14 protein-coding genes are annotated in these 16968 nt (G+C 63.4%); 9 read left to right on the forward strand and 5 right to left on the reverse strand.

Translation table 11 applies throughout. The features are described 5' to 3' along the window. From BM70_RS0104490 to BM70_RS0104505, 4 genes are all read left to right on the forward strand, one after another. A complete protein-coding gene (locus BM70_RS0104490; protein WP_025854886.1) occupies positions 1-1059 on the forward strand; it encodes an alpha-ketoacid dehydrogenase subunit beta in 1059 nt (352 codons plus the stop codon). Further along, the gene (locus tag BM70_RS0104495) at positions 1060-2331 is read left to right on the forward strand and encodes a dihydrolipoamide acetyltransferase family protein (protein WP_025854887.1); all 1272 of its coding nucleotides are present in this window, start codon (positions 1060-1062) and stop codon (positions 2329-2331) included. A gap of 3 nt (positions 2332-2334) precedes the next feature. Continuing rightward, positions 2335-3714 (forward strand): dihydrolipoyl dehydrogenase, encoded by a 1380-nt coding sequence (lpdA, locus tag BM70_RS0104500; protein ID WP_025854888.1) that lies wholly within the window; start codon positions 2335-2337, stop codon positions 3712-3714. 225 nt (positions 3715-3939) lie between these two features. Continuing rightward, a complete protein-coding gene (locus BM70_RS0104505) occupies positions 3940-4959 on the forward strand; it encodes a branched-chain amino acid aminotransferase (protein ID WP_025854889.1) in 1020 nt (339 codons plus the stop codon). A 129-nt stretch (positions 4960-5088) separates the two neighbouring features. Here the strand turns inward: BM70_RS0104505 and BM70_RS32155 are convergent, their stop codons facing one another. Beyond that, positions 5089-5982 carry a GNAT family acetyltransferase gene (locus BM70_RS32155; RefSeq protein WP_081782035.1) on the reverse strand — a complete coding sequence of 298 codons (894 nt, stop codon included), beginning with the start codon at positions 5980-5982 and terminating at the stop codon, positions 5089-5091. A 332-nt stretch (positions 5983-6314) separates the two neighbouring features. Between BM70_RS32155 and BM70_RS0104520 the strand changes: the two genes are divergently transcribed. Together BM70_RS0104520 and BM70_RS0104525 are read left to right on the forward strand one after the other, a co-directional pair. Further along, the gene (locus BM70_RS0104520; RefSeq protein WP_025854890.1) at positions 6315-7361 is read left to right on the forward strand and encodes an ornithine cyclodeaminase; all 1047 of its coding nucleotides are present in this window, start codon (positions 6315-6317) and stop codon (positions 7359-7361) included. Positions 7362-7482: 121 nt separating this feature from the next. Further along, on the forward strand, positions 7483-7980 hold the full coding sequence (locus tag BM70_RS0104525) for an Lrp/AsnC family transcriptional regulator (RefSeq protein WP_025854891.1): 498 nt from the start codon (positions 7483-7485) through the stop codon (positions 7978-7980). Positions 7981-8018: 38 nt separating this feature from the next. Here BM70_RS0104525 and BM70_RS0104530 read toward each other — a convergent pair whose 3' ends face one another. The 4 genes from BM70_RS0104530 to BM70_RS0104545 form a co-directional block, all read right to left on the reverse strand. After that, entirely contained in the window at positions 8019-8849 is an 831-nt protein-coding gene (locus BM70_RS0104530) for a TIGR03915 family putative DNA repair protein (RefSeq protein WP_025854892.1), read from the reverse strand. Further along, the gene (locus BM70_RS0104535) at positions 8846-10066 is read right to left on the reverse strand and encodes a putative DNA modification/repair radical SAM protein (RefSeq protein WP_025854893.1); all 1221 of its coding nucleotides are present in this window, start codon (positions 10064-10066) and stop codon (positions 8846-8848) included. The genes BM70_RS0104530 and BM70_RS0104535 overlap by 4 nt, the downstream gene beginning before the upstream one ends. A 66-nt stretch (positions 10067-10132) precedes the next feature. Further along, entirely contained in the window at positions 10133-11470 is a 1338-nt protein-coding gene (locus tag BM70_RS0104540; RefSeq protein ID WP_025854894.1) for a lysine N(6)-hydroxylase/L-ornithine N(5)-oxygenase family protein, read from the reverse strand. Between the two features lie 119 nt (positions 11471-11589). Further along, positions 11590-12072 (reverse strand): sigma-70 family RNA polymerase sigma factor, encoded by a 483-nt coding sequence (locus BM70_RS0104545; RefSeq protein ID WP_025854895.1) that lies wholly within the window; start codon positions 12070-12072, stop codon positions 11590-11592. 255 nt (positions 12073-12327) lie between these two features. Here BM70_RS0104545 and BM70_RS0104550 point away from each other — a divergent pair, with 255 nt between their 5' ends. Genes BM70_RS0104550 through BM70_RS0104560 form a run of 3 tightly spaced genes read left to right on the forward strand, consistent with a single transcriptional unit; the run spans position 12328 to position 16865 of the window. Further along, complete coding sequence (locus tag BM70_RS0104550; RefSeq protein ID WP_025854896.1) at positions 12328-13497, forward strand: efflux RND transporter periplasmic adaptor subunit; 1170 nt, start codon at positions 12328-12330, stop codon at positions 13495-13497. 1 nt (position 13498) lies between these two features. Then, positions 13499-15469 (forward strand): MacB family efflux pump subunit, encoded by a 1971-nt coding sequence (locus tag BM70_RS0104555; RefSeq protein ID WP_025854897.1) that lies wholly within the window; start codon positions 13499-13501, stop codon positions 15467-15469. Continuing rightward, a complete protein-coding gene (locus tag BM70_RS0104560) occupies positions 15462-16865 on the forward strand; it encodes an efflux transporter outer membrane subunit (RefSeq protein WP_025854898.1) in 1404 nt (467 codons plus the stop codon). Before BM70_RS0104555 ends, BM70_RS0104560 begins: the two co-directional genes overlap by 8 nt. The last annotated feature ends 103 nt before the right edge of the window (positions 16866-16968 follow it).

Below are 16968 nucleotides of genomic sequence, written 5' to 3' on the forward strand. Positions count from 1 at the left end.
ATGAACGATCACAACAACAGCATCAAACCGGAAACCGCCATGACCACCACCACCATGACCATGATCCAGGCCCTGCGCTCGGCCATGGATGTGATGCTCGAACGAGACGACAACGTGGTGGTCTTCGGCCAGGACGTCGGCTACTTCGGCGGCGTGTTCCGTTGCACCGAAGGCCTGCAGACCAAGTACGGCAGCTCGCGGGTGTTTGACGCGCCGATCTCCGAAAGCGGCATCATCGGCGTGGCCGTGGGCATGGGCGCCTATGGCCTGCGCCCGGTCGCCGAGATCCAGTTCGCCGACTACGTCTACCCCGCCACCGACCAGATCATCTCCGAAGCCGCCCGCCTGCGTTATCGCTCGGCCGGCCAGTTCACTGCGCCGCTGACCATGCGCATGCCGTGCGGCGGCGGCATCTACGGCGGCCAGACCCACAGCCAGAGTATCGAAGCGGTGTTCACCCAGGTCTGCGGCCTGCGCACGGTGATGCCGTCCAACCCCTATGACGCCAAGGGCCTGCTGATCGCCTCGATCGAAAACGATGACCCGGTGATCTTCCTGGAGCCCAAGCGCCTGTACAACGGCCCGTTCGACGGCCACCACGACCGCCCGGTAACCCCGTGGTCGAAACACCCGCAAGCCCAGGTGCCGGACGGTTACTACACCGTGCCGCTGGACGTGGCCGCCATCGTGCGCCCGGGTTCGGCCGTGACCGTGCTGACCTACGGCACCACCGTGTATGTGTCGCAAGTCGCCGCCGAAGAAACCGGCATCGACGCCGAAGTCATCGACCTGCGCAGCCTGTGGCCGCTGGACCTGGAAACCATCGTCAAATCCGTGAAGAAGACCGGCCGTTGCGTGGTGGTGCATGAAGCCACCCGCACCTGCGGCTTTGGTGCCGAGCTGGTGTCGCTGGTGCAGGAACATTGCTTCCATCACCTGGAAGCGCCAATCGAACGCGTCACGGGTTGGGACACGCCCTACCCGCACGCGCAGGAGTGGGCGTATTTCCCAGGGCCGTCCCGAGTGGGCGCGGCGTTGAAACGGGTCATGGAGGTCTGAATGGGCACGCACGTTATCAAGATGCCGGACATTGGCGAAGGCATCGCGGAAGTCGAACTGTCGGTGTGGCATGTGAAGGTCGGCGACATGGTCGTCGAAGACCAGGTGCTGGCGGATGTCATGACCGACAAGGCGATGGTGGATATTCCCTCGCCCGTGCACGGCAAAGTGATCGCCCTCGGCGGCGAGCCAGGTGAAGTCATGGCCGTGGGCAGTATTTTGATCAGCATTGAAGTGGAAGGTGCGGGCAACGCCAAGGACGCGCCGGTCGTGAAAGAAGCACCGAAGGAAGTGCCGAAGGCTGCACCGGTGGTTGAAGCCAAGCCTGCGCCGGTGGCCACTGAAAGCAAACCAGCGCCGGCCGTCGCAGCCCGGGCCCCAGTGGCACGCGAAGCCGACGAACGCCCATTGGCCTCTCCTGCCGTGCGCAAACACGCATTGGATGCCGGGATTCAACTGCGTCTGGTGCAGGGCACTGGCCCGGCGGGCCGGATTCTGCATGAAGATCTGGACGCCTACTTGCTCCAGGGTGCGGCGCCCACCAAAACCGCTGCCAACCCCTACGCCGAACGCAACGACGAAGAACAGATCCCGGTGATCGGCATGCGCCGCAAGATCGCCCAGCGCATGCAGGACGCTACCCGTCGTGCCGCGCACTTCAGCTATGTGGAAGAGATCGACGTCACCGCCCTCGACGAGTTGCGCGTGCACCTCAACGAGAAGCACGGCGCCACGCGCGGCAAGCTGACCCTGCTGCCGTTCATCGTGCGCGCCATGGTCGTGGCGTTGCGGGACTTCCCGCAGATCAATGCACGTTACGACGATGAAGCCCAGGTCATCACCCGCCTTGGCGCGGTGCACGTAGGTGTCGCCACCCAGAGCGACGTAGGCCTGATGGTACCGGTGGTGCGTCACGCCGAAGCCCGCAGCCTGTGGGGCAACGCCGAGGAAATCGCGCGTTTGGCCACTGCTGCGCGCAATGGCAAGGCCAGCCGCGATGAACTGTCCGGTTCGACCATCACCCTGACCAGCCTGGGAGCCTTGGGCGGCATCGTCAGCACGCCGGTGCTGAACCTGCCGGAAGTGGCCATCGTGGGCGTCAACCGTATCGTCGAACGGCCGATGGTGATCAAGGGCCAGATCGTGGTGCGCAAGATGATGAACCTCTCCAGCTCGTTCGATCACCGCGTGGTCGACGGCATGGACGCGGCGCAATTCATCCAGGCCATTCGCGGCCTGCTCGAACAACCCGCCAGCCTGTTCCTGGAGTAAGGCATGACTCAGACTTTGAATACCACGCTGCTGATCATCGGCGGCGGCCCTGGCGGTTACGTGGCGGCAATTCGTGCCGGGCAACTGGGGATCCCGACCCTCCTGGTGGAAGGCCAGGGGCTGGGCGGCACCTGCCTGAACATCGGCTGCATTCCCTCCAAGGCCTTGATCCACGTGGCCGAACAGTTCCAGCAAACCCTCCACCACAGCCAGGGTTCGCAACTGGGCATCGAAGTGGGTGTGCCGACCCTGGACATCCGCAAGAGCGTGGAATGGAAAGACGGCATCGTCGACCGCCTGACCACCGGCGTCGCCGCGCTGCTGAAAAAACACAAGGTGCAGGTGATCCACGGCTGGGCCAAGGTCGTGGACGGCAAGACCGTCGATGTCGGCGACCAACGCATCCAGTGCGAACACCTGCTGCTGGCCACCGGCTCGAAAAGCGTCAACTTGCCGATGCTGCCGATTGGCGGTCCGATCATCTCGTCCACCGAAGCGCTGGCGCCGACGCGGGTGCCCAAGCGCCTGATCGTGGTGGGTGGCGGCTACATCGGCCTGGAACTGGGGATCGCCTACCGCAAGCTCGGCGCCGAGGTCAGCGTGGTCGAGGCCCAGGATCGCATCCTGCCGGCCTACGACGCCGAGTTGACCCAACCGGTGAACGAATCCCTCAGGCAACTGGGGGTGAAGCTGTACCTCAAGCACAGCGTCAGCGGTTTTGCGGACAATAAACTGCAGGTGCGTGACCCGAATGGCGACACCCTGTCGCTGGAAACCGACCAGGTACTGGTCGCCGTTGGTCGCAAACCCAACACCCAGGGCTGGAACCTCGAGGCGCTGAACCTGGAGATGAACGGCGCGGCGATCAAGATCGACAGCCGCTGCCAGACCAGCATGCGCAACGTGTGGGCCATCGGCGACCTGAGCGGCGAGCCGATGCTGGCACACCGCGCCATGGCGCAGGGTGAAATGGTCGCCGAACTGATCAGCGGCAAGTCCCGCGAATTCAACCCGGCCGCGATCCCGGCGGTGTGCTTCACCGACCCGGAACTGGTGGTGGTCGGCAAGACACCCGATGAAGCCAAGGCCGCTGGCCTGGACTGCATCGTGTCGAGCTTCCCGTTCGCGGCCAATGGCCGGGCCATGACCCTGGAGTCGAAAACCGGCTTCGTGCGCGTGGTGGCACGCCGTGACAACCACCTGATCGTCGGCTGGCAGGCCGTGGGGGTGGGTGTCTCGGAACTGTCCACCGCGTTCGGCCTGAGCCTGGAAATGGGCGCGCGCCTGGAAGACGTGGCCGGCACCATCCACGCCCACCCGACCCTCGGTGAAGCCGTGCAGGAAGCCGCGTTAAGGGCCCTGGGCCACGCGCTGCACCTGTAAACACGAGGTGAGGCCATCGCGGGCAAGCCCGGCTCCCACAATGGAATGCATTGCAAATGTGGGAGCTGGCTTGCCTGCGATAGCGGTGGATCAGCCATTACAGAGGCTGAATGGTCCGCCCACCCGCTCCCACACCGGCCAAGAATGAAGTATTGTTGCGCCCATCCAGAAAAAAACCGACAAGCCTGCCTTCGACCAGGCGGTTGACCAGAGATAGAGGGTGTCATGGGTAACGAAAGCATCAATTGGGACAAGCTGGGTTTTGACTACATCAAGACCGACAAGCGGTTTCTCCAGGTCTGGAAAAACGGCGAATGGCAAGCTGGCACCCTGACCGACGACAACGTGCTGCACATCAGCGAGGGCTCCACCGCCCTGCACTATGGCCAGCAGTGCTTCGAAGGCCTCAAGGCGTACCGCTGCAAGGACGGTTCGATCAACCTGTTCCGCCCGGACCAGAACGCCGCCCGCATGCAGCGCAGCTGCGCACGCCTGCTGATGCCGCATGTGTCGACCGAAGACTTCATCGAAGCCTGCAAACAAGTGGTCAAGGCCAACGAGCGCTTCATCCCGCCGTACGGCAGTGGCGGCGCGCTGTACCTGCGCCCGTTCGTGATCGGCATCGGTGACAACATCGGCGTGCGTACCGCACCGGAATTCATCTTCTCGGTGTTCGCGATCCCGGTTGGCGCCTACTTCAAGGGCGGCCTGGTGCCACACAATTTCCAGATATCCACCTTCGACCGCGCCGCGCCACAGGGCACCGGTGCCGCCAAGGTCGGTGGCAACTACGCCGCCAGCCTGATGCCTGGTTCTGAAGCGAAGAAATCCGGTTTCGCCGACGCGATCTACCTGGATCCGATGACCCACTCGAAAATCGAAGAAGTCGGCTCGGCCAACTTCTTCGGGATCACCCACGACAATAAGTTCATCACGCCGAAGTCGCCTTCGGTGCTGCCAGGCATCACCCGCCTGTCGCTGATCGAACTGGCCAAGACCCGCCTGGGCCTGGACGTGGTCGAGGGCGAAGTGTTCATCGACAAGCTCGACCAGTTCAAGGAAGCCGGCGCCTGTGGTACTGCTGCGGTGATCTCGCCGATCGGCGGCATCCAGTACAACGGCAAGCTGCACGTGTTCCACAGCGAGACCGAAGTCGGGCCGATCACCCAGAAGCTCTACAAAGAGCTGACTGGCGTGCAGACCGGCGACGTCGAAGCGCCAGCAGGCTGGATCGTCAAGGTCTAACCCATAACAACGCGAAACCAAAATGTGGGAGCGGGCTTGCTCGCGAAAGCGGTCTATCAGCACTGAAATCGGTGACTGACACTCCGCTTTCGCGAGCAAGCCCGCTCCCACATTTGTTCTCAGGTGTTCTCAGGACCGTGTCGGGATGTTTTCGGCAATCTTCTTGCCCATGCTGATCCTCGGCTCCACACGGTATCCCAACGCCTCGTAAAACCCCGCCACCCCGTCATTGCCACTGGTGATCTGCAGGTTGATCTTCATGCAGCCCAGCGCCGTCAATGCCTGTTCCGCATACCGCACCAGCGACGACCCCAGGCCATGCCGCCGATAGTCCGCGTGCACCGCCACCGAATACAGCCAGCCGCGATGGCCGTCGTAACCCGCCAGAATCGTACCGATCACGGTTTTTTTGTCTGTCGCGACGAAAAACAGCCCATCGTTGACCGCCAGCTTTTTATCGATCGCCAGCGTTGGCAGGTTATGTGCCGTGTCATAACCAAACGCCTCCTGCCATAACGCCACCACCTGCGCCCGGTGCTGACGGTCGCGATACGGCCCGATGGGATGCCGGGACAGCAGCGCCTTCTCCATCACCAACGTACGCTCGTTGCCGTGGTAGACGTCGCGCACGGTGTGAAACCCCAGCTTGGTGTAGAACGGTTCGGCGGTCAGCGAAGACGGCACACTCAAGACCGTCACGCCCGCTTCACGGGCGCGCAGTTCGATCTCGATCATCAACAGCCGACCAATGCCCTGCCCTTGCAGCGCCGGGTTGACGAACACCGAGCGCACCACATTGGCGTCGAGGGCGGCGGTGGCGACGATTATCCGCTCCTGAACCGCCACCAGCACCACGCGACGCTTGAGCAGTTCCAGCACCGCCTCCGGCGTGAAGTTAGCGGCGACCCGCGCAATCACATCCGCCGGATAATCCCGCGCATTGCTGCTGTGCAGGGCCGCCAGGATGACCTGGCTGATCCCCTCGGCATCGGCGGTTTGGGCAGTACGAACAGCGGTAGACATGAAGGCTCCCTGCTAAAACCAATCTCACAAGCGACCCATACTAATGTAGGAGCTGGCTTGCCAGCGATAGCGGCCTGTCAGGCTGCCTTTTCCTTGACTGATCCACCGCTATCGCCAGCAAGCCGGCTCCTACGGTTTGACGCCATTCCAGCCGTCACAGCCGATTCGGCTGTCATACCCCGGATTTCAGCTTTACCGGCTGAGCCACCCGCCTGTTTCAGCCGGGATTCTGCGGCGATAACCCACACAATAGCCGCACTGGCCCGGCCCATGGCCCCGCTCTGCGTGCAGCAGAAAACGCTGGCCGTCCCCGAATAACAAGGAGCATTTCCATGACCCGCTATATCGACGTCAACGACCTCTGCTACCTGGTCTCGCAAAAAGGCCTGCAAACCTGCATCACCGAAATGGCCGAGTACATCCGCGCCGACTACCTGCGCTGGCAGGATTTCGAAAAATGCGCACGCCTGGCCAACCACTCGCCGGACGGCGTGATCGAGCTGATGCCGGTGTCCGACGCCTCGCTGTATGCATTCAAATACGTCAACGGCCACCCGAAAAACACCCTGGCCGGGATGCTCACCGTGATGGCCTTCGGCGCGCTGGGCGATGTCGACACCGGTCTGCCGGTGCTGCTGGCGGAAATGACCCTGACCACCGCGATTCGCACCGCCGCCACTTCCGCGCTGGTCGCCCGCTACCTGGCCCGCGACAACAGCCGCAGCATGGCGCTGATCGGCAACGGCTCGCAGAGCGAATTCCAAGCCCTGGCCTTCCACGCCATGCTCGGCATCAATGAAATCCGCTTGTTCGATATCGACGCCAAGGCCACCGCCAAGTTGGCGGCCAACCTCAAGGCCTTCCCGGCGATCAAGGTGATCCTGGCCAGCAGCGTGGCCGAAGCGGTCAAAGGCGCGGACATCGTCACCACCGTTACCGCCGACAAGGCCTACGCCACCATCCTCACCGACGACATGATCGAACCCGGCATGCACCTCAATGCCGTCGGCGGCGACTGCCCAGGCAAGACCGAGCTGGACCGACGCATCGTCGAGCGCGCCCGAGTCATCGTCGAATACGAGCCACAAAGCCGCATCGAAGGCGAAATCCAGCATATGCCGGAAGACTCGCCGGTGACCGAACTGTGGCAAGTGATCAACGGCCAGAAGCCCGGCCGCGAGAATGCGCGCCAGGTCACCTTGTTCGACTCGGTAGGCTTTGCCATCGAGGATTACTCGGCGCTGCGTTATGTGCTGGATGTAGCGCAGGCGCTGGACATAGGCAGTGAACTGGAGCTGGTGCCAGACCTCGCCGACCCGAAAGATTTGTTTGCCCGCCTGGCCCAGCCGCCCGTCGCGCAGCAAAAAAAGCGCGCCTGAGGTTTGCAGGCAAGCCCTCTACCGCATACAGACGTTGACGGAGGAAGGCCGTACCATGTGGAGGGTCTGGCAAACGTGCAATGTTTGCCGCCATTTTTTCCAACCGTTTGAAGTGAATGCCATGGATACCAAGGCCCCCGGCCCCCACTCCGCCCCCGTACTGGATCGCATCGATGAAGCCATCATCGAAGTGCTGCGCCACCAGGGGCGTATCACCTACGAAAAACTCTCGTCGCTGGTGCACCTCACCCCCAGGCCCTGCCTGGAACGGGTGCGCAAGTTGGAGCGACGCGGGGTGATCCGTGGGTATGGGGCGATCATCGATGTGCAGATGGTCTCGCCAGGGCTGTCGCTGCTGGTGCTGGTGGCCTTGTCCAATCAAAGCGGGCGCTCGGCACAAAAGGCCTTCGAAGCCTGCGTGAAGGCCTGCCCCCAGGTGTTCGACTGCCAACTGATCAGCGGGCCGTTCGACTACAGCCTGCGCATGCGCTGCCGGGACATGGAGCACTACCGGGTGCTCACAGAGACCTGGTTGAACAATGACGAGTTGCACATCGATAAGTTGGTGGCGCATCCAGAGTTGGCGGTGGTGAAGAACACCGCCACCGAGCTGGCCTGAAACCCAGTCCACCCAACACTGCATCCCCTTGCCGGCGCCTACAGGGGGGTGTTGATACGTTTCCCGGGCTTGCTACCAATCAGCTTCGCCTGCCCATCCCGCTGCTTCCCCGTCCGCGCCTCGCTGATCAACCCCTGTATCAGCTTGCCCTCCGGCAGGTTCTTCCAGAACCGGCTCGGCAAGTGCCCTTCCATGACTTTGGGATTCAACCGCGCCGGGTTGAAGATATGGCTGTAGTACGTCAGCCACATGGCACTGTGAGGATCCTCGACATTCTGCGCCAGTTGCCGCCACGCCTCGGGGCACTCACGCTGATGAATCAACTGCTCGCCATCGTAGTAAACCCCATCCAACGGCGTGGCGATCATCCAGCGATGACGACCCATGCGCCCGATAAAATGCTGGCTGGCTGATTTCAGGATGTCATGGGCCGGCTCATGCCAGGCCACGTACTCGGGCAATTCCGGCCCCGCCTCCGCCGGCAAGGCAATAAACCGCACAAAGGCATGCAGGTGGTGCGCTTCGCGGCTGACTTGCTTGATCCGTCGCTGCAACTCGCTGCCCAGCTTGTCCCCCGCCAGCATCGCGGTGCGGTCGCCATGACTGACCCGCCACAACACTTCATACAGCAGGCTCCAGCGCTGGTCGCCGTGGTAACAGGCAGCCGCCTCCAACAGTTCCACCAATGCCTTGGGGATCCGCGCTTGAAACGGCCCCAGCCCCTCGGGGATCGGCTCGTCGGTGGCAAACAGGTCGGCCACCTCCGCCTCGCCCCAGCTCACCTGGCTGGGGTCAACCTGATGACTGAGCAGCCAGCGCGCCTGCTCGCGCCAGGTGCTGAACAGGTTGTCGCATTCCAGGCTGATCATCCCCACAGCCCCATTTGCTGCGGTTGCGGACGGTCACGCAATTGTTCGCGCAGCAACACGCTGGTGCTGTCGGCCTGTTGCGGGTGGTAGTCGCTGGTGATGAAAAACGGTTTGGCCTTGGCCAGCACGCAGCGCATGCGCGCCAGGTCTTCGAAACGGATCTTGCGCTCGCGGCGCAGGTCCACCAGGCGCTGGGTGGTGCGCAGGCCGATGCCTGGAATGCGTGCGATCAAGGTCGGTTCGGCGCGGTTCAGGTCCAGGGGAAACACGTCGCGGTTATCCAGGGCCCAGGCCAGCTTGGGGTCGATATCCAGGGCCAGGTGGCCGGGGCCTTCGAACAGTTCGCCCGCGCTGAAGCCGTAGCTGCGCAGCAGGAAGTCGGCCTGGTACAGGCGGTGCTCGCGCATCAGCGGCGGCGCGGCCAGGGGCACGCTTTTCGGGCTGTTGGGGATGGGACTGAACGCCGAGTAATAGACGCGGCGCAGCTTGAAGTTGCCGTACAACGCCTCGGCACCGTGGAGGATGGTGCTGTCATCGGTGTCGTCGGCGCCGACGATCATCTGCGTGCTCTGCCCGGCCGGGGCAAAACGTGGTGCACGCGGCTCGTTGAGCACGGTCTGCTCGCCGGTGTAGATGGTCTGCATGGCCTGCTTGATCGAGACGATCTGTTTTTCCGGCGCCAGGGTGTGCAGGCTGGCCTCGGTGGGCAGTTCGATATTCACGCTCAGCCGGTCGGCATAGCGCCCGGCTTCGGCAATGAGCGCCGGGTCCGCGTCGGGGATGGTCTTGAGGTGGATATAGCCGCGGAAGTCGTGCTCTTCGCGCAGCAGCTTGGCCACGCGCACCAACTGTTCCATGGTGTAGTCGGACGAACGGATGATGCCGGAGCTGAGAAACAGCCCGCTGACGCAGTTGCGCCGATAGAAATCCAGGGTCAGGGTGACCACCTCCTCCGGGCTGAACCGCGCGCGGGGCACGTCACTGGAGCGGCGATTGACGCAGTACTGGCAGTCGTAGAGGCAGAAGTTGGTGAGCAACACCTTGAGCAATGACACACAACGCCCGTCGGGCGTGTAGCTGTGGCAGATGCCCATGCCATCGGTGGAACCCAGCCCGGCCTTGCCCTCGGAGCTGCGCTTGGGCGCGCCACTGCTGGCGCAGGAAGCGTCGTACTTGGCGGCGTCGGCGAGGATGCTGAGTTTTTCGATCAACTGCATGGAGGGTTACCGATACTGGTTTTTTGTACAGTATCAGCCAGCCCTCCAGGTCACAAGTGCAGCCTGTCAGCTCGCGGTGGCGAGCAACAGGTCCTGCACCGAACGCCCTTTGCCGCGCCCACGGTCCAGCGCATACAACGACGCCGCAATCTCATCCGCGCGAATCGGCAGCACCGACAGCAAGGTATCGCTCAAGCCGTGGCTGGCCTGGCTGAACCCTTGGATGTAGATGCCGGCGTTGCAACGCTCGTCAGTGACAATGCGGTAGTCGCGCGCGACTTCGAAGTCACCCAGGTAGTCTTCCAGCGGTGCGAGCAAGGCGCGGTGCGTCTGGCGCTCATAGCCAGTGGCCAGGATTACCGCGTCGTAGTGATTGATGCTGGTGTCGCCGCTGGCGTTGTTGCGCAGCACCAATTCAATGCCCAGCGGGCCTGGGGTGGCCTTCTCGACCACGGTCATGGTGCGGAACGCCTGGCGGGCGATGCCGGAGACTTTCTGGCGGTAGAAGATGCCGTAGATGCGTTCGATCAGGTCCAGGTCGACCACCGAATAGTTGGTGTTCTGGTACTCGGCGACCAGGCGCTCGCGCTCGGCGCCTTCCTGCTGGAACACCAGGTCGGTGAAGGCCGGCGAAAACACTTCGTTGACGAACGGACTGTCATCGGCAGGCTTGAGCGCCGAACCGCGCAGGATCATGTCGACCTGCACCGACGGGAAGCTGTCGTTCAAGTCGATAAAGGCTTCGGCCGCGCTCTGGCCACCGCCGATGATGGCGATGCGCATGGCCTTGCCCTCGACACACGGCTGCGTGGCCATGCGCTCCAGGTATTGGGAATGGTGGAACACCCGGCCGTCCCCCTTGAGGGCCTTGAACGCTTCGGGAATGCGTGGCGTGCCACCGGCGCTGACCACCACCGAACGCGTAGTGCGCACATGCTGCTCGCCCACGGCGTTGCGGGAAATCACGCGCAGTGCTTCAACCTGCTGCTGATGCAGGATCGGCTCGATGGCCAGCACTTCTTCGCCATAGTGCGCCTGGGCCTGGAACTGCCCGGCGACCCAGCGCAGGTAGTCGTTGTACTCCATGCGGCACGGGTAGAAGGTGCCCAGGTTGATGAAGTCCACCAGGCGGTCGTGGGCTTTCAGGTAATTGACGAAGGAGTACGGGCTGGTGGGGTTGCGCAGGGTTACCAGGTCCTTGAGGAACGAGATCTGCAGCTCGCTCTGGGTTACCAGGGTATTGCCGTGCCAGCGGTAGTCGGCCTGTTTGTCGAGAAACAGCACGTCCAATTTGCCCTGGGCCTTTTCGCGCTCCTGCAGGGCGATGGCCAGCGCCAGGTTCGAAGGGCCGAAACCGATACCGATCAGGTCGTGAACCGCGGGCGAAGCAATTGCCTGTGTCATTCCAGTGTCCTCTGGATAAGCCCCTTGGCGGTGGGGCGGGAATACCTTCAAGACCTGAACAACAGGCCATGTGTTGATAGGAAACGAGGACAGTGAAATAAAATTTAACTGATCAGCGATCAGTGCGCTTCCCACTCGCGCATCCGCACCCGGCAGTGCTTCATGGCGTTGACGATGTGTTTTTCCACCAGGGCGCGGGAAATGCACAGGCGCTCGGCGATCTGCAGGTGGGTCAGGCCATCGAGTTTGCGCAGCAGGAAGCTGTCGCGGCAGGCTGGCGGCAGCTCGGCCAGGGCACGCTCGAGCAGTTCCAGGCGCTGGGCGTGGTCGTGGGTGGCGTGGGGTGAACTGGTGGCAAACCGTTCCTCGCTGTCCAGCACGTCCAGGGGCTCGACCTGGCGCAAGGCGTTGCGCCGATGGCCGTCGATCACCAGGTTCAGGGCGGTGCGGTACAAAAAGGCACGGGGTTGTTCGATGGGGGTGTCGCTGGAGCGTTCCAGCACCCGGACATACGCGTCATGCACCACATCCTCGGCCACCTGACGGTTGCCCAGCTTGGCGTTGAGGAAACACACCAGCTCGCGATAGTAGTTTTCCAACATGACTCCCGACCGCCGGGTGGCGGCATTAGGCCCTTGGGTGCAAATAAAGACAGCATTCAGGTGATGGCAGTTTGAGTGCGTGCAATTTATAGTAATTCTCATCTACTTTTAAAGCAGACTTGCATCAACGGACGACTTTTTTCTTCAAGGGAGCTGTAACTGCTTATGTAACCGCCTAAATCCCCGTGCATTTTCCTCGTTTACTTGTCAGCTCCCCGCAACTGCGGTCCGAACTTTCCTGGCTGGAACCAAAGCATGAAACGCCCTCGACCTGCCCGACGCGCCATGTTCGTTATCGCGTGCCTGATTCCCCTCATTGCCATCGCGGCCTGGCAGGTGCTGCCGCCGGGGCGTGACACCCTCACCACCGTCACGGTCACCCGCGGCAATATCGAAAACAGCGTCACCGCACTGGGCACCCTGCAACCTCGCCGCTATGTGGATGTGGGTGCCCAGGCGTCGGGGCAGATTCGCAAGATCCACGTCGAGGCCGGCGACCAGGTCCAGGAAGGCCAGTTGCTGGTGGAGATCGACCCTTCCACGCAAAAAGCCAAGCTCGACGCCAGCCGCTACGCCATCGAAAACCTCAAGGCGCAGCTGCAGGAGCAAAAGGCCCAGCACGAACTGGCGCGCCAGAAGTACCAGCGTCAGCAACGCCTGGCGGCCGGCAACGCCACCCGCGAAGAAGATGTGCAAACCGCCAAGGCCGAACTGAGCGCCACCCAGGCGCGGGTCGACATGTTCCAGGCGCAGATCCAGCAAGCCCAGGCCAGCCTGCGCAGCGACGAGGCCGAGCTGGGTTACACGCGTATCTACGCGCCGATGACCGGCACCGTGGTGGCGGTGGATGCGCGGGTCGGCCAGACCCTCAATGCCCAGCAGCAGACCCCGCTGATCCTGCGCATCGCCAAATTGTCACCGATGACCGTGTGGGCGGAAGTCTCGGAAGCCGACATCGGCCACGTCAAACCGGGCATGACCGCCTATTTCACCACCCTGAGCGGCGGCAACCGGCGCTGGACCAGCACCGTGCGGCAGATCCTGCCGATCCCGCCCAAGCCGTTGAATGAAACCCAGGGCAGCGGCAGCCCCAACAGCTCGAGCAAAAGCGGCAGCGGCCGCGTGGTGCTGTACACCGTGTTGCTGGATGTGGACAACAGCGATAACGCGCTGATGGCCGAAATGACCACCCAAGTGTTTTTCGTCGCCAGCCAGGCCAGGGATACGCTGACGGCACCGGTCGCTGCGCTCCAGGGAACGTCGAACGCCAACCAGCAGCTCGCCCAGGTCGTGGGGAAGAACGGCCGTATCGAGCAGCGCCAAGTGCAGGTCGGCATCAGCGACCGCCTGCGCGTGCAGGTGCTCGATGGCCTGAACGAAGGTGATCAACTGCTGATCGGCCCGGCCGACGGCAACGGGGGTTGAGTTGACCACGCCCCTGATCGAACTCAAGAACATCCGCAAGTCTTACGGCGGCGGCGACAGCCCGCAGGTCGACGTATTGCGCGGCATCGACCTGGCGATCCATGCCGGGGAATTCGTCGCCATCGTCGGCGCCTCCGGCTCCGGCAAGTCCACGCTGATGAACATCCTCGGTTGCCTCGACCGTCCGAGCACCGGCGACTACCTGTTCGCCGGCGAGAACGTCGCGCACCTGGACAGCGACGAATTGGCCTGGCTGCGCCGCGAGGCTTTTGGTTTCGTATTCCAGGGCTACCACCTGATCCCCTCGGGGTCGGCCCAGGAAAACGTCGAGATGCCGGCGATCTATGCCGGCATCAGCGCCGCCGAGCGCCATGCCCGCGCCAACGCCCTGCTCACGCGCCTGGGCCTGGCCGAGCGCACCGGCAACCGTCCGCACCAGCTTTCCGGTGGCCAGCAGCAGCGGGTCTCCATCGCCCGCGCGTTGATGAACGGCGGCCATATCATCCTCGCCGACGAACCCACCGGCGCCCTCGACAGCCACAGCGGCGCCGAGGTCATGACCCTGCTCGACGAGCTGGCCAGCCAGGGCCACGTGGTGATCCTGATCACCCACGACCGCGAAGTCGCGGCGCGGGCCAACCGCATCATCGAGATTCGCGACGGCTTGATCATCAGTGACTCGGCCGATGACAGCGACACCGCCCCCGTCGCCACGACGGGCGCGCTGCAAGCCGTGGACCTGCGCCAGCGCCTGGCCGACGGCGCCGAGCACAATGGTGCCTGGAAAGCCGAGCTGGTGGACGCGGTGCAGGCCGCCTGGCGGGTGATGTGGATCAACCGGTTCCGCACCGCGCTGACGCTGCTGGGTATCAGCATCGGCGTGGCGTCGGTGGTGGTAATGCTGGCGGTGGGCGAAGGCAGCAAGCGCCAGGTGATGGCGCAGATGGGCGCGTTCGGCTCCAACATTCTCTACCTCAGTGGGTCGTCGCCCAACCCGCGTACGCCCATGGGGATCGTGACTCTAAACGATGTGCACGCGCTGGCGGCCCTGCCCCAGGTGCAGCGCATCATGCCCGTCAACGGCAGCGAAGCCGGCGTGCGCTTCGGCAACGTCGACTACATGGCCTATGTGGGCGGCAATGACACCAACTTCCCGGCGATTTTCAATTGGCCGGTGGTCGAGGGCAATTACTTCACCGCAGCCGACGAGCGCGCAGCGGCCACCGTGGCGGTGATCGGTCATCGCGTGCGTGAGAAGCTGTTCAAGGGCGAGGTCGACCCCATCGGCCAATACATCCTGATAGAGAACGTGCCGTTCCAGGTGATCGGCGTGCTCGCGGAAAAAGGCGCCAGCTCCGGCAACAAGGACAGTGACGACCGTATCGCCATCCCCTACACCGCCGCCAGCGTACGCCTGTTCGGCAGCTACAACCCCGAGTATGTGGTGATCGCTGCGGCCGATGCGCGCAAGGTCCACGAGGCCGAGGTGGCCATCGACCAGTTGATGCAAAAACTGCACAACGGCAAGCGCGATTACGAGCTGACCAACAACGCCGCGATGATCCAGGCGGAGGCCCGCACGCAGAACACGCTGTCGTTGATGCTCGGTTCGATTGCCGCGATTTCCCTGCTGGTGGGCGGCATTGGCGTGATGAACATCATGTTGATGACCGTGCGCGAGCGTACCCGTGAAATCGGTATCCGCATGGCCACCGGTGCACGCCAGCGCGACATCCTGCGCCAGTTCCTCACCGAAGCGGTGATGCTCTCGGTGGTCGGCGGCCTGTGCGGCATCGCCCTGGCCCTGCTGGTGGGCGGCGTGCTGGTGCTGGCCAAGGTGGCGGTGCAGTTTTCCCTGGTGGCCGTGCTCGGCGCGTTCGGTTGCGCCCTGGTCACCGGCGTCGTATTCGGCTTTATGCCGGCCCGTAAAGCTGCCCGGCTCGATCCGGTTAAGGCGTTGACCAGTGAATAAACGATCCCTCTACCTGCCCGGCCTGTGCTTGTTGCTCAGCGCCTGCGCCGGCAGCCCGCCGGCCATCGACAGCGGTATCGCACCGCCCACCGCCTGGCAATATGCCGAGCGCGACGCGGCGCAAGTCACCAATCAACGCTGGTGGACCCAATTCGGCAGCCCGCAGTTGAACCGCCTGGTCGACCAGGCCCGCCGTGACAGTTTCGACGTGGCCGCCGCCACGGCGCGTGTGCGCCAGGCCCAGGCCAGTGCGGTGATAGCCGGCGCACCGTTGTTGCCGGAGGTGAAGTTCAACCTCGCCACCAGCCATCAGAAATTGCTGCGCGGCCAAGGTGGGCCGGACCTTGACGCGTCACAAAGCGATGATGCCGTCGACAACTTCGGCGCCAACCTCACCGCCAGCTACGAAGTGGACTTCTGGGGTGGCCGCGCGGCCGCCCGTGACAGCGCCCTGCAGAGCCTGCGTGCCAGCGAGTTTGACCAGGCCACCGTGGAACTGACCTTGCTCAGCAGCGTGGCGGACCGCTATGCCCAAACCCTCGCCGCCCACCAGCGCGAGCAGATCGCCGCGCTGAACCTGACCAATGCACGCAACGTGCTCGACCTGGTGCAAACCCGCTACGACGCCGGCTCCGCCACCGCCCTGGAACTGGCCCAGCAAAAAAGCCTGGTGGCCAACCAGCAACGCCAACTGCCGCTGATCCAGCAACTGGCCGAAGAGTCACGGATCACCCTGGCCGCCCTGCTCGGCCAACCGGTGCAGGCGTTGAATCTGGGTACCGAGCCCTTCCAGGCACTCACCTGGCCGACCATTGACGCCGGCATGCCCAGCCAATTGCTCAGCCGCCGGCCGGATATCGCCAAGGCCGAGGCTCAGTTGGCAGCGGCCCAGGCCGACGTCACCGTGGCCCGCGCCGCCATGCTGCCCGCCGTCACCCTCGGCGCGACCCTGGGCTCGGATGCCTACAAGGCCATGGATATCCTGCGCAGCCCCTACTACACGCTGACCGCCGGCCTGGTCGGTCCGATCTTCAACAACGGCCGTTTAAGCGCTGAACGCGACAAGGCCCGCGCCCGCCAGGACGAACTGCTGCAAACCTATCGCGGCGCGATCATCAACGGCTTTGCCGATGTGGAAAAAGCCCTCAGCAGCATCACCCGCCTCGACCAGCAACGCCAATGGCAAACGGAAGAACTGCAACAGGCGCAGAGCGCCTTCCAGATCGCCGAAAGCCGCTACCAGGCAGGCGCCGAAGACTTGCTCACCGTGCTGGAAACCCAGCGCACCCTGTATGCAGCGCAGGACCAGAACGTGCAACTGCGGCTGTCGCGCCTGCAAGCCAGCATCGCGCTGTACAAAGCACTGGGCGGTGGCTGGCAGACAGCGATCCGATAAACAAAACTCCGATTTCTTACACGATCCGTCTTTTCACCCTACATTCTTCGACCCAAGGTCCTTGGTAAAAAAGCCGCCACTACACGGCCGCCCAGGACCTTCC

Origin of the sequence: Pseudomonas sp. CHM02 (genome assembly GCF_000612585.1) — a bacterium.
Classification (GTDB): domain Bacteria; phylum Pseudomonadota; class Gammaproteobacteria; order Pseudomonadales; family Pseudomonadaceae; genus Aquipseudomonas.

Bases quoted from the DNA above. Each gene is read 5' to 3' on its own strand.
- BM70_RS0104490 (WP_025854886.1), top strand. From the start codon at position 1: ATGAACGATCACAACAACAGCATCAAACCGGAAACCGCCATGACCACC.
- BM70_RS0104495 (WP_025854887.1), top strand. From the start codon at position 1,060: ATGGGCACGCACGTTATCAAGATGCCGGACATTGGCGAAGGCATCGCG.
- lpdA (WP_025854888.1), top strand. From the start codon at position 2,335: ATGACTCAGACTTTGAATACCACGCTGCTGATCATCGGCGGCGGCCCT.
- BM70_RS0104505 (WP_025854889.1), top strand. From the start codon at position 3,940: ATGGGTAACGAAAGCATCAATTGGGACAAGCTGGGTTTTGACTACATC.
- BM70_RS32155 (WP_081782035.1), bottom strand. From the start codon at position 5,982: ATGTCTACCGCTGTTCGTACTGCCCAAACCGCCGATGCCGAGGGGATC.
- BM70_RS0104520 (WP_025854890.1), top strand. From the start codon at position 6,315: ATGACCCGCTATATCGACGTCAACGACCTCTGCTACCTGGTCTCGCAA.
- BM70_RS0104525 (WP_025854891.1), top strand. From the start codon at position 7,483: ATGGATACCAAGGCCCCCGGCCCCCACTCCGCCCCCGTACTGGATCGC.
- BM70_RS0104530 (WP_025854892.1), bottom strand. From the start codon at position 8,849: ATGATCAGCCTGGAATGCGACAACCTGTTCAGCACCTGGCGCGAGCAG.
- BM70_RS0104535 (WP_025854893.1), bottom strand. From the start codon at position 10,066: ATGCAGTTGATCGAAAAACTCAGCATCCTCGCCGACGCCGCCAAGTAC.
- BM70_RS0104540 (WP_025854894.1), bottom strand. From the start codon at position 11,470: ATGACACAGGCAATTGCTTCGCCCGCGGTTCACGACCTGATCGGTATC.
- BM70_RS0104545 (WP_025854895.1), bottom strand. From the start codon at position 12,072: ATGTTGGAAAACTACTATCGCGAGCTGGTGTGTTTCCTCAACGCCAAG.
- BM70_RS0104550 (WP_025854896.1), top strand. From the start codon at position 12,328: ATGAAACGCCCTCGACCTGCCCGACGCGCCATGTTCGTTATCGCGTGC.